The organism is Phycobacter sedimenti, from assembly GCF_038148855.1.
In the GTDB taxonomy this organism is placed as follows: Bacteria; Pseudomonadota; Alphaproteobacteria; order Rhodobacterales; family Rhodobacteraceae; genus Phycobacter; species Phycobacter sedimenti.
Genome location: NZ_JBBVGR010000009.1, coordinates 58704 through 71452, shown reverse-complemented (window position 1 = coordinate 71452; position 12749 = coordinate 58704). Strand labels below are relative to the sequence as shown.

At 61.3% G+C, this 12749-nt stretch carries 10 protein-coding genes; 3 read left to right on the top strand and 7 right to left on the bottom strand.

Annotated features, from left to right (window positions below; genetic code table 11):
* Nucleotides 1-64: 64 nt before the first annotated feature.
* From AADA15_RS16090 to AADA15_RS16080, 3 genes are all read right to left on the bottom strand, one after another.
* Complete coding sequence (locus AADA15_RS16090) at nt 65-730, bottom strand: class II aldolase/adducin family protein (protein ID WP_341642580.1); 666 nt, start codon at nt 728-730, stop codon at nt 65-67.
* A complete protein-coding gene (gene mtnA / locus AADA15_RS16085; protein ID WP_341642579.1) occupies nt 730-1836 on the bottom strand; it encodes an S-methyl-5-thioribose-1-phosphate isomerase in 1107 nt (368 codons plus the stop codon). The genes AADA15_RS16090 and mtnA overlap by 1 nt, the downstream gene beginning before the upstream one ends.
* Before the next feature lie 145 nt (nt 1837-1981).
* Nucleotides 1982-2260 carry a hypothetical protein gene (locus AADA15_RS16080; protein WP_341642578.1) on the bottom strand — a complete coding sequence of 93 codons (279 nt, stop codon included), beginning with the start codon at nt 2258-2260 and terminating at the stop codon, nt 1982-1984.
* A gap of 689 nt (nt 2261-2949) precedes the next feature.
* On the opposite strand from AADA15_RS16080, the gene AADA15_RS16075 reads away from it, so the two are divergent.
* From AADA15_RS16075 to AADA15_RS16065, 3 genes are all read left to right on the top strand, one after another.
* Entirely contained in the window at nt 2950-3915 is a 966-nt protein-coding gene (locus AADA15_RS16075) for a TAXI family TRAP transporter solute-binding subunit (RefSeq protein WP_341642577.1), read from the top strand.
* 130 nt (nt 3916-4045) lie between these two features.
* Nucleotides 4046-6655, top strand: a complete 2610-nt coding sequence (locus AADA15_RS16070; protein ID WP_341642576.1) for a TRAP transporter permease — start codon at nt 4046-4048, stop codon at nt 6653-6655.
* The gene (locus AADA15_RS16065; protein ID WP_341642575.1) at nt 6652-7083 is read left to right on the top strand and encodes a universal stress protein; all 432 of its coding nucleotides are present in this window, start codon (nt 6652-6654) and stop codon (nt 7081-7083) included. The genes AADA15_RS16070 and AADA15_RS16065 overlap by 4 nt, the downstream gene beginning before the upstream one ends.
* Before the next feature lie 52 nt (nt 7084-7135).
* Here the strand turns inward: AADA15_RS16065 and AADA15_RS16060 are convergent, their stop codons facing one another.
* The 4 genes from AADA15_RS16060 to cls all read right to left on the bottom strand — a co-directional run bounded on the left by AADA15_RS16060 (nt 7136) and on the right by cls (nt 12742).
* On the bottom strand, nt 7136-8182 hold the full coding sequence (locus AADA15_RS16060; RefSeq protein ID WP_341642574.1) for a lipocalin-like domain-containing protein: 1047 nt from the start codon (nt 8180-8182) through the stop codon (nt 7136-7138).
* 16 nt (nt 8183-8198) lie between these two features.
* Nucleotides 8199-10634, bottom strand: a complete 2436-nt coding sequence (locus AADA15_RS16055) for an FtsX-like permease family protein (protein ID WP_341642573.1) — start codon at nt 10632-10634, stop codon at nt 8199-8201.
* Nucleotides 10631-11287, bottom strand: coding sequence for an ABC transporter ATP-binding protein (locus AADA15_RS16050; RefSeq protein ID WP_341642572.1), 657 nt, complete (start codon nt 11285-11287; stop codon nt 10631-10633). The genes AADA15_RS16055 and AADA15_RS16050 overlap by 4 nt, the downstream gene beginning before the upstream one ends.
* Nucleotides 11288-11365: 78 nt before the next feature.
* Complete coding sequence (gene cls, locus AADA15_RS16045; protein WP_341642724.1) at nt 11366-12742, bottom strand: cardiolipin synthase; 1377 nt, start codon at nt 12740-12742, stop codon at nt 11366-11368.
* Nucleotides 12743-12749 lie beyond the last annotated feature (7 nt).

Genomic DNA, 12749 nt, shown 5'->3' with positions numbered 1-12749 from the left:
AGCCTCCGGTGGCAGGGAGACAATGTCCAGCGAAATCGACCCGCCATTGTCGCGGCGGCGCGGCTCAGGCGTCCTTTAGCCCGTAGTCCGCAAAGGCGGCTTTGACCTCCGCCATTTCTTCAGCGTTCAGAATATGGGGCATGCCGACGGACAGGCTGGTGACATATCCCTTGGCCAGGGTTTCCAGTTCCACCATGCGCCAAAGGGCGCGTTCCAGCGTATTCCCTGTCACAACGGCACCGTGGTTCGCCATCAGGCAGGCTGAGCGGTTTTCGAGGGCATTCAAGACGATATCCGAAAGATCCGATGTACCGAACAGGGCATATCCCGCAACGGGCACCGTATCGCCTCCGAAGGCGGCCACCATGTAGTGGCAGGCCGGGATCTCCATCCTGTTCATGGCCAGTGCCGTGCAGTTGACGGGGTGGGCATGCACCACGGCGTTGACCGCCGGTTTGCCCAGAAGGATCGCCTGGTGAAACCGCCACTCGGAGGAGGGTTTCATCTGCCCCGGCGCAGGATCACGGCCATCCAGCGGCATGGCGACGATCATATCGGGCGTCATGTGGCCATAGTCGATGCCGGACGGGGTGATCAGCATCTGATCGCCTATGCGGACCGAGATATTGCCGGAGGTGCCCTGATTGATCTGCTGGCGCTCCATCGACAGGCAGGCGTCGATGATCGCCTGGCGCAGCTCCTGGCTGTCTTCGTATGAAGGCTTGCTCATCACCGGGGCGCGCGGGAGGCGTGTTCGGGAAACAGGCCGGCCAAACCCTCGGCGCTTGCGTCGCAAACGCCGCGTTCGGTGATCAGCCCTGTCACAAGACGGCTGGGTGTCACGTCAAAGGCCGGATTGCCGACCGGGCTGCCCTCGGGCGTTACCTGCACACGTCCAATGCCCCCATCGGCAAGGCTGCCCTGGATGTGGCTGATCTCTTCGCCCGAGCGTTCTTCGATCGGAATTTCGCGGACACCGTCGCAAACGGTCCAGTCGATCGTGGGCGAGGGCAGTGCGACGTAGAAGGGGACCCCGTTGTCCCTGGCGGCAAGCGCCTTGAGGTAGGTGCCGATCTTGTTGCAGACATCGCCGCTGCGCGTTGTGCGGTCGGTGCCGACGATCACCATATCGACCAGCCCATGCTGCATCAGGTGGCCGCCTGCATTGTCGGTGATGTAGCTGTGCGAGATCCCGTGGCTTCCCAGTTCCCAGGCCGTCAGCGCGCCCTGGTTGCGCGGCCGCGTCTCATCCACCCAGACATGGATTGCAAGACCTGCGTCATGGGCCTGATACATGGGGCTGGTGGCGGTCCCCCAGTCCACGGTTGCAATCCAGCCCGCATTGCAGTGCGTCAGCAGCCGGACAGGTTCGCCTGCGGGCTTTGTTGCGGCAATCTTCTTTATGATTTCAAGGCCATGAAGCCCGATCTTTCGGTTGATCTCCACGTCTTCATCGGCAATTTCATGGGCCAGGTTCAGGGCCACATCTGCGCGGTCTGCCGTGGGTGTCGTCAGTAAGGAAGTGCGGCACCGATCCAGCGCCCAGCGCAGATTGATCGCCGTAGGGCGCGTGGCATGCAGCGCCTCCCAGGCGGCATCCAGAGCGCGGTCAGAAGGATCGATCCGTGCGGCCAGTGCCATGCCATAAGCGGCTGTCGCGCCGATCAGGGGCGCCCCCCGCACATGCATTCCCTGGATCGCTTCACGGTAGTCGTCCAGCGTATCCAGCTGCTCGATGCGGAAATCATGTGGCAGCCAGCGCTGATCGATGATCTTCAGGGCTGATTGCGCTTCGTCCCACCACAGGGACCGATACGGGGTGCCGTTGACCTTCACGGGGGAGGTTCTCCTTCGAAAGCGACTGACCAGGGTTGTGAAAGATTTATCCGTGCCGTGCAAGAGGCTCTGCCGGGAATGGCTGCCTGGGAGTGGCCCTCGTTTGGCAGGCTGCGATGACGTGACCGGTTGAGGCCGAATGGTGTCAGGGGTTTGTGGACCGCGCCCGTTGGCCGCGCTCGAAAGCGGAAATGAGGATCAGCTGCCATTTTCGCGGTGTGTCGCGAAACTCTGGCACGACGTCGCAGTTCAAGAAGGCAGGAATGGACTGATCCGGGCGCTGCAGCGTAGCGGGGTCTCCAGCGTCGAAAATGTGCCGGGGCGGGGATGCCATGGAGCGCGCGGCGATCGAAACGCAGCGCTCCAATGCCCAGAAGGTGTTCAGCTCGGGCGCAGTTTCCAGGATGTCACTAAGCCGGATCATCGTTTCAGCATCCAGTTGGGCACAGGGGTCTGTTTGCGGCGCGACTCCATTCCCGCTGCACCGGAAAAGCCCGATGCATGGAAGAATGAGATCTGCCATGAGAGAGGGTACAGTCGCGACCCTGCTTTCGATTCTACCCTCCGGAACAGCTGTTTGTCACGTATTCGAATGTTGTGATGTTCCGATTTTGCGCCCTTCTTGCGTTCCTTGATGGGGTGGGGTGTTGCCCGACCTGCCGGGCGCAGATCTGGGGGGCAAGCGACATTTGGATCTTTGGAAACGGAGGCGAATTGATCAAGTCGTCCAGAAGAGTCATGTCGACCTTCACCGTTGAAAAATCTTTGGCTGATGTTCGATTCCGGCCTTGCAATCCACTGCGTCATTCTGACACAGTTCGGCACATCCGGGAGATGCGAGGTCAGAAGGGGAAAATCCACGTCTGAACAGCAAATATGCCGAAATGGCGGGGTTTCCACTGCATTCGCAGACGCTGCAGTTGACAGGCTGTGATATCGCCTGAAAGGCTGGCGAAGTCTCAAGCAATCACGGGTCTCGGCAGCGCCGGACGAAACTTACCCTGCCGTTGGTCATCGATGGCCCGGATTGTTTTTTTAAAAGGTGGCTTGCGCTGGATTCGGCAGGTGGTCACCAATCATGAGAAGACCAGAGAGAATGGGAGAAATGACAAAATGAAACACGCAAAGTTGTCGATCGGCGCCTTCTTGGCCGCCGCCTTCATGGCGCCTGCGGCGCAGGCGCAGGAGTTTATCACCATCGGCACCGGCGGTGTCACCGGCGTCTACTATCCGACCGGCGGTGCGATCTGTCGTCTTGTCAACAAGGACCGCAAAGAACACGGCTTCAAATGCGCGGTCGAATCCACCGGCGGGTCTGTCTATAACATCAACACCATCCGCGAAGGTGAACTGCAGTTCGGTGTGGCCCAGTCCGACTGGCAGTACCACGCCTACAACGGCACCTCCAAGTTCGAAGAACAGGGCGCCTTTGAAGGTCTGCGCGCGGTATTCTCGGTCCACCCCGAGCCCTTTACCGTTGTCGCACGTGCCGACGCTGGCGTGACCAACTTTGACGATCTCAAGGGCAAGCGCGTCAATATCGGCAACCCCGGTTCCGGCCAGCGCGGCACCATGGAAGTGCTGATGGAAGCCAAAGGCTGGGGCATGGAAGACTTTGCCCTCGCGACCGAGCTGAAAGCGGCTGAACAGTCGGCCGCTCTGTGCGACAATCAGATCGATGCGATGGTCTACACCGTGGGTCACCCCTCTGGCTCGATCCAGGAAGCCACCACCGCCTGTGACTCGGTCCTGGTCACGGTTGATGGTGAAGCGGTCGAAAAACTGGTTGCAGACAACTCCTTCTACCGTATGGCCACCATTCCCGGCGGCATGTATCGCGGGTCGGACGCCGACACCCAGACGTTCGGTGTGGGCGCGACTTTCGTCTCCTCCACCGCTGTCTCCGAAGACGCGGTCTATGCGGTTGTGAAGTCGGTCTTTGAAAACTTCGATGCCTTCAAGAAGCTGCACCCCGCTTTTGCGAACCTCAAGCCGGAAGAGATGATCGCAGACGGCCTGTCGGCACCGCTGCATGACGGCGCGGCAAAATACTACCGCGAAAAAGGCTGGATCAAGTAAGATCCGTCTGTCGCAAACGGGAGGGGCAGCAGCGTTGCCCCTCCTTCGCGCCAAGGGGCATTTCCTCTGTTAGGGCGCCAATCACAACAGGCGGAGCCTGATACCAGGTCGTCCGCAGGGGAGATTATCCATGACATCCGATGCGCAAGGAAATCGACCGCTTACCGAAGAAGAGCTGCAGGAAATGGTCGCATCCTCGGATGCCGGCGCGCGCAACCCGGTCGGGTCCGTGGGTCTGTTTCTTGCCATTGTTGCGGTAATCTGGTCCCTGTTTCAGGTCATTCTGGCCTCGCCCTTATCCAACGTGATCCTGCCGGGCAGCGTTGTGAACAATTCCCGCCAGATCCATCTGGCCTTTGCCATTTTCCTCGCCTACGCGGCCTATCCGGCGCTCAAGACCAGCCCGCGCGGCCATATCCCGATCCAGGACTGGCTGTTTGCGATAGTTGGCGCCGTCATCGCGCTTTATGGCTACATTTTCTATCAGAAGATCGTGAATTCCGGCGGCCTTGCCGATGACGTGGACAAGTGGTTCGCGCTTGCGGGCCTTGTGCTGCTGTTCGAGGCCGCGCGCCGCGCCCTTGGCCCGGCCATGGCGATCATCGCGACGATCTTCCTGCTTTATGTCTTCTTCGGCTCGTCCGAGCTTGTCCCCGAAGTGATCCGCTGGAAAGGTGCGAGCCTGAAGAAGGCGATGAGCCACATGTGGATCACTTCCGAAGGGGTGTTTGGCATTGCCCTTGGCGTTTCGACCAAGTTCGTCTTCCTCTTCGTGCTGTTTGGCGCACTGCTCGATAAGGCGGGGGCCGGCAACTACTTCATCAAGATGGCATTTGGTGCCCTTGGCCACCTGCGGGGTGGCCCCGCAAAGGCTGCCGTTGTCGGCTCGGCTGCAACAGGCCTGATCTCCGGCTCTTCCATCGCCAATGTGGTGACCACCGGTACATTCACAATACCGCTGATGAAGCGGGTCGGCTTTTCCAATGAACAGGCCGGTTCGGTCGAGGTAGCCTCATCCGTGAACGGTCAGATCATGCCACCCGTGATGGGGGCTGCGGCCTTCCTCATGGTGGAATATGTGGGGATCTCCTACGTCGAGGTGATTACCCACGCCTTCCTGCCGGCTGCGATCTCCTATGTCGCGCTGGTCTACATCGTTCACTTGGAAGCCGTGAAACGGAACATGCCGACGCTCGGGAACCGGGTGGTTTCCATGGGCCGGACCATTGGCGGCATGGCGGCCTTCTTCGCCGGTTTTGCCGCGCTGTGCTATGGCGTGCAGTATCCGGTTGGTTGGGTTGTGGCGCTGATGCCCGAGGCATCGGCTATCACTTTGTCCCTGCTGGTCGTTGCAGCCTATGTCGTGCTGCTGAAACTTGCGGCAGGCGTCGAGGATCTGGTGCCGGATGATCCCAATGCCGAAGTCGTGGAGCTGCCGGAGGTCGGCAAGATCTACAAGGCGGGCCTGCACTATCTTCTGCCGATCATCGTGCTGGTCTACTTCCTGATGATCGAGCAGAAATCCCCCGGCCTGTCGGCTTTCTGGGCCACCGCGCTGCTGTTTGTGATCCTGCTGACGCAAAAGCCGCTCAAGGCGCTGTTCCGGGGTCAGTCGAACCTAACGTTCAACGTCTTGGACGGGGTAAACGACCTTTGGCACGGAATGATTGATGGTGCCCGCAACATGATCGGTATTGCTCTGGCGACGGCCACCGCAGGTGTAATCGTCGGTACCGTGACGCTGACCGGTGTGGGGCAGGTGATGTCCGAACTGGTGGAATTCCTGTCGGGCGGCAACCTGATCCTGATGTTGATCATGGTCGGCCTTTTGTCCTTGGTTCTTGGAATGGGCTTGCCGACAACGGCGAACTACATCGTTGTCAGCTCGTTGATGGCGGGGGTCGTGGTGGAACTCGGCGCGCAATCGGGACTGATCGTGCCGCTGATCGCTGTGCATCTCTTTGTGTTCTATTTCGGGATCATGGCCGATGTGACACCGCCCGTCGGCCTTGCCAGTTTTGCCGCGGCAGCCGTGTCTGGCGGGGATGCGATCCGCACCGGGTTCGTGGCCTTCTTCTACAGCTTGCGGACCGTGGCGCTGCCCTTCGTGTTCATCTTCAACACCGATCTGTTGCTGATCGATGTGACATGGTGGCAGGGGATACTGGTCGCAATTTCCGCGACCATCGCGATCCTGGTCTTTACCGCGGGCACCATGGGCTACTTCCTGACCCGCAGCCGCATCTATGAAAGCGTGCTGCTGGTGCTGGTGGCCTTTACCCTGTTCCGGCCTGATTTCTTCATGAACCGGATCATGCCGCCTTTTGCCGATGTGGCGCCAATCGAACTTGTCGAAGCACTGTCTGCATCGCATGAAGGTCAGGAGATCCGCCTGCGCATCGAAGGGCCAGATTTCGACACGGGCGGGGCCGCCTCGACCACTCTGGTGATCCCCTCTGACGGGTCGGGCGACGGTCAGGCGATGGCCGAAGGCATCGGATTGGTCCTCATGCCCGAAGACGGGCTGATGATGCTTGACGCGCCGGGATTTGGCACGCTGGCCGAAGAATCCCTTAGCAGCTTTGATTTCTACGGCGACGATCCGGTTCTGGTGACCGCCATCAAGGCCCCGCAGGATCAGCTCCCGAAAGAGCTGGTCTTTATCCCGGCGCTGCTGCTTCTGGCTCTTGTGGCCATGATGCAGCGCAGCCGGGCCAGCAAGGAAGGAGTACCGGCATGAGTAAATCTGTTCTCTGTGCGCTGGAACTGGGCGATCCCGCACTGGATCGCAAGGTTCTGACCGAAGCCGCCCGTCTGGCCGCGCTGGACGATGCCCAGCTGGATGTTGTGAACGTCCTGCCGGACTTTGGCGAGAGCTGGGTGTCGGGCTTTTTCGAGGAGCATCACCACGACAAAGCGGTGAAGGATACCGCTGCGCGTCTGAGCGACTTGTGCGAAGAGGTTCTGGGCGCGGAACGCAACGCCAAGGTGCGCCATCTGGTGGCCACCGGTACCGCCTATCAGGAGATCCTCAAAGTGGCCGCCAAGGCAGGCACCGATCTGATCGTGATTGGCGCGCATAAGCCGGATCTCAAGGACTACTTGCTGGGTCCGAATGCCGCGCGGGTCATCCGCCACTCAGACTGTTCGGTCTATGTGATCCGTTAAACCTGACAAAGGCTGGCCGACACTAAAGGGCGTCTCCATCGGCGCCCTTTTCTTAGTCCGGCTCGTAGCCGGTCATTTCCAGATATCCCATTCCGCTGTGGCTGCCATTGATGCGCACCGGACCTTCCCAATAGGGGAAAGACGTTCCCATCCACGCGTGCGGATAGATTGCATCTACCGTAACTGAAAGTTCGCGCTCGGGCAGGTTGATCTGCCATCGGGTCGGCACAGATCGCCCTTCAACGATACTGTTTTCCAAAGGCGTGGCGGCAAAATGACCGGGTTCCAGCGCCGTCGCTGTACCATCTGTTGCGATCCAGGTGCCTGATGTGAAATCCCGGTCGCCGCCGCGCAGGACAAACCCCATCAGCTTTTCACCGTTGTCGAAGGAGAGCGAGAACCAGTCCCAGCCGCTCTGGTCCTCATCCAGCGGTTGGCTGGACCATTCCCGGTCAAGCCAGGCCTGCCCGGTGACCGCAACCGGCCCAGTGGGCAGCGTCAGCGTTCCGCTCACCCGGTAGCGGGGCTGTGAGTAGTAGTAGCTGGCCTGACCGCTAGATGATTTCACCGAATACCCCCTGTCCCCATGCAGAACGAGCGGCCCCTCTGCCGAAAGGTCTAGCACATAAGCGAAGTCGTCGGCCTGCGCTGAAAGTGTCAGCTGATCAATGCCTTGGCCGGTGCCTGTCATCTCCCAATCGTCGATCCGGGCCGAAAACGGAGTGGCGGTGACACCTGCCTGTCCGATCCCGCCGCGCGCCAGCCGCTCTGCGAAAAAATGCTTGTTTTCAGTTGTCAGGCCCGCATGACCCATCCAGACTTGGGGGCTGTCCCAGCCGGGTTTCTCTTCGGCCCCCAGAGCCGAGCGGAACAGCGTCCATTGAATGCCATAGTCGCGCCCGTCTTCGCCTTTCAGGTTCGCGGTCAGATACCACCATTCGATGCGGTATAGCGGGTGGGGCCCATGATCGCGCGGGAAACGCAGCGCTGTGCCGCGCTGGGGAATGGCAAAGCCGGTGGCCTCGGTCCCAAGGCCTGCAAACCCCTGCGCGGATGTGCTGGCCGCGGGCGCCACCAGGGCAAAGCAGAGAATCCACATGCGGATGAAAGAGCCTCTAACGTTCATTGGCAAAGACCTTGAGCAGTTCGGACGGTGACAGGCGCGCCAACCTGCGGGCGGGCAAAATCGCGGCCAGTGCGGCGGCGAGAAGGGCAAAGACAAAAAGGCGGGCCCAGTCCCACGGGAACAGGTACATTGGCAGACGCCAACCAAAGGCCTCGACGTTGATCACTGCCAATAGCGTCCAGGCCAGAGCCAGCCCCAGGGGCAGGGCCAGACAGGCGGTGAGGGCAGCCAGCAAGAGACTGCGCAGGATATCGAGCCGCGCCAGATGTTTGCGGGTGATCCCCATGGCCCAGACTGGTGCCAACTGGGGCAGGCGCTGCCCCCAAAGCGTCAGAAGGCTCGTCAACATGGCAAAGGCGGCGACACCGAGGGTCAGTACATTCAGCGCATCTGTGACCACAAACGTCCGATCAAATACGGAAAGAGACTGTGCCTTGATCGTTGATTGATCGGCCACGCGTTCGGTCGGCAGGTCGTAGCGGGTCCGGATCTCCTGGATCAGCGTTGCGGCACGGTTTGGCGCGACACGAACTCCGAACTGCCGGTTCGGGACGGTATCCGAACGCTCCAGCAGCAGGGGCAGGGACAGGATTGCCTGCCCGTTGGGATTGCCATAGTCGGAATAGATGCCCGCGATGGCCATCTGCCAATCCTCTGTCAGCCTCAATGTGTCACCGGGGACATAGCCATGCCTTCGGGCCAGCTGTTCGTTGATCAGTATGCCGCGCTGCTCGGCAACGCTGTCCCAGACGTCGGCAACGGAGGACAGGATCGGCCAGTTGTCACGGTACGTTGGATCGTCGAGGATCCCGTAGATCCTTAGCGGAGCGTCTTGGTGCCTGATGTCATGCCAGCGGATCGGCAAGGCGCGGGCGGCTTCGCGTTGCGTGATCCAGTCCATGAGATCAGCGCCCTGTTCGTCGGAATCCACGGTTACATATATCTCTGCCGCAAGCCGCTGGTCCAGCCAGCCCACAAAGGTCATGCGAAAGCTCGAGACCATGGTGCCGACCCCAACATTGGCGGCCAGCGCCAGCATCAGCGCCATCAGCGCGAGGGAAAGGCCCGGAAGCTGCGCGCGGGTGTCGGCCCAGAGCCACTCTGCCACCGGGCCTTTGGCTGTTCGTGCGCCGAGCCGTAGCAACAGTGCAAGGCTCAGCGGCAGCAACAGAGCCGCGCCCAGCATGACCCCGCCCAGAAACAGGAACCCGGCAAGAAGGCCATCGAACTGCCAGATCATCAGAACCGCACCAAGGACCATGACCACGCCGATCGCGGCCAGAAGGGTAAAACTGCGCTCGGCGCGCATGATCCGCCCCCCTGCTGTCGGGGCGGTCAGAATAGGCATCGACCAGAGCGCGTAAAAGGCACGAACCCCGGCCAGCGCGGTGCCGCCCAGCGCCATGGCGAGACCCGACAGAACCCAGGCAGGACGCAGGGTCAGGCTACCATCCACGCTGGCGCCGTAAAGGCCGGACAGGGTTGCGCTCACGTCCGGAAGCAGCGCTGCTGCAACCCCATAGCCCAGAACCAGGCCGAGCGTTCCGGCCACAAGCGCCATCAATACCAGCTCGGCGGCGAGCAAGGCCATCAGAGCAGGCACCGGCAGACCCAGGCTGCGAAGCGTTCGGAAAAGCCCGCGCCGCTGCTCCATGCCAAGGGCGACGCTGCCCTGCACGATGAACAGACCCACGGCAAAGGACAAAAGCCCAAAGGCGGTGAGGTTCAGATGGAAGCTGTCGGTCAGCCGTTCGGTTGCAGTCCCGGCCTCGGCGGCGGCAATGCGCACCAGGTGTGGTGCGATGTCGGCAAGTGGCCTGCGATTGAGGGGCTGACCGGGAAGGATTACCAGCCGGGTCAGCCGCTCTGGCGCCCCAAGCAGCCGACTGGCCAGGGCGATATCTGCGATCACCGTACCGCGGGGAATATCCGGCGAGGTGACGACAGGCGGAACATCTGCTGCGGGATCGATGGTCGCGGCAGTGTCGGGGTGGAGAAAGATCTGGCCCGGCGGCAGCAGTGTGACTGAGATGTCAGATTCACCGTTTTCGTTCGTATTCAGTGGCGCTGTGTTCATCAGGGACAGGGGGGGCGGGTTCAACAGATCGATCCCCATCAGATCGTATCCCTGCGCGCCGAACCTGACGCGCCCCTCCAGGACTGGTGCCAGCAGCCAGCCACCACGGCGCAGGGATACGTAGTCGCTCAGCGTGATCTGCCCGTCTGCGCGGGGCGCCAGATGGTCTGCCTGGGTCTGGCCCAATTGCTCGGCCGCGCGGGCGTAAGAGGCGCGTGCCTCTGCGTTGATCGCCTGAACGGCCGACCATAGCCCCGTCGACAGCGCCAGTCCCACGAGGATTGCAATCAGTTGGAAGGGATGCCGCCGCCAATGAGACAGCAAAGTCAGGAAGGCTGCCCGGATCATGAAACGCGCCCTTGGCGCAAATGCAGGCGCCCATCCAGCCGTCCCGCGATAGCGTCGGAGTGGGTCACCAGGAACAGAGCGGCACGGCTTTCTTTCACAAGATCCAGCATCAGCCCCATGACCGCCTCACTGGCGGTTTCATCCAGATTGCCGGTGGGCTCATCCGCCAGAAGAAGGACGGGGCGCAGGGCCATGGCCCGCCCGATTGCAACCCGCTGCTGCTGACCGCCCGACAGCTGATCCGGAAAACGATGCAGCAGATCCTTAAGGCCCAGCTGATCCACCAGACGTTGCTCCCAGGCTTGATCGCGCCGCTTTGCAATCCGGGCATGAAGGGAGAGGTTGCTCTCCACGCTGAGAGAGGGGATCAGGTTGAACTGCTGAAACACGATCGACACCTGGCTTTGTCGCAGCCTGGCCCGGCCCGCCTCGCCCAGCGTCGAAAGGTGGGTGTCACCAATCGTGATTTCGCCGCTGTCAAACCCCTCCAGCGCGGCCGCGAGATGCAACAGCGTGCTTTTGCCGGAGCCGCTGTCCCCGGTCAGGGCCAGGCTTTCTCCGGCGCCAAGCGACAGGGAAATCCCGCGCAGAACCGGGGTTTTGCCGTTGCGGGACAGGTAGCTTTTGGTGACGTCGCGGATCTCGAGGACCATGGGGCAGGCTCTTGTATGTGTTTTCTGTGCGCTGACATCTAGCGGAGTTTGCTCTGGCGGACAGGGGAAAACCCATCGTCACAGGACCGGCGCCAGAAGACGGGCCACCGGTGCAAAAAGACGGATCGCTGCCCCATGCTCATCAAGACCAAGCTGGAGCCTGCGGGAGCGTCGGAAATCCTCCTCCAGCATCGCGGCAACGGCCTGCGCTGCGCCCCGGTCGAAAAACAGCGCCATGGTCTCAAAATTCAGCCGGAAAGAGCGGTTGTCCATATTGGTGGTGCCGACGGCGGCCAGGGTATCGTCCACCACAAAGGCCTTCTGGTGCATGAAACCACCGGAATACTGCAGCACCTTTACCCCAACGCGGCGCAAATCGTCGAAATAGGCAAAGGAAGCAAGCCACGGCAGGTAGTGGTCCACGACATCGGGCACCAGAATGCGCACATCCACCCCCCGCAAGGCGGCGTTTTTCAGAGCGGCCACAACGTCGAGGTCGGGCACGAAATAGGGCGAGGCAATCCAGACCCGGCTCGTGGCCGCCGAAATGGCGGAAAAGAACATCATGGATCCGTTCTCGGTTGTATCACCCGGTCCAGTTGGAACGATCAGGGCCGCGCGATCCGCCTTTGCCGGTGTGGGTGTCCAGTCGAGCAGATCCAGAATGGGCTCTTCGGTCAGCCAGTGCCAGTCCTGCGCATAGGTGAGCTGCAACTGCTGAACCACGGGGCCGGTCAGTTTGACGTGAGTGTCCCGCCATTGGCCAAAGGCCTTGGTTGGGCGGATATATTCGTCCCCGACGTTCAGCCCGCCCGTAAAGGCGATCCGCCCGTCAGCGATGACGGTCTTTCGGTGATTGCGGAAATTCAGCGTGAACCGGTGTTTGGGCCCGCGTTGCGAGCTGCGATCGACCAGGTTGATGCCGGCCGCCGCAAGCTCGCGCAGATAGGCGCGCGGCAGGCGATGGCTGCCAATTGCATCGGCCATGAACCAGATGGTGACCCCCCGCCGTGCTGCCTCGATCAGGTGTCGTTTCAACCGCAGCCCGAGATCGTCGTCCCGGACGATATAGAATTGGATCAGAATATAGTCGGATGCCTGATCGATGGCCTGGAACATGGCGTCAAAGGCGGCAGCGCCATTGATCAGCAACTCAAAGTCATTGCCATCGCAGACCTTCAGGCCCGAGACCGCCTCGAAAGGCGCGGTGGGGATCGTGGTTCTTACCGCGCCGCGGGCGCGGACATCGGCCATGGCCTGCAGATCCTCAACGGCGCGATGGGTGGCCTGGCGAGAGGCCCGGTAACGCTCGAACCGGTGATGGCCAAAGAGCATATAGGCAGGCAGCGCGATCAGGGGAGAGGCCAGAAGGAACACGACCCATCCGATCGCCCCCTGCGGCGTGCGCGCGGTGCGCGCAGCATTCAGCGCGCCCAAAGCCGCAAGCCCCCACATCACGACG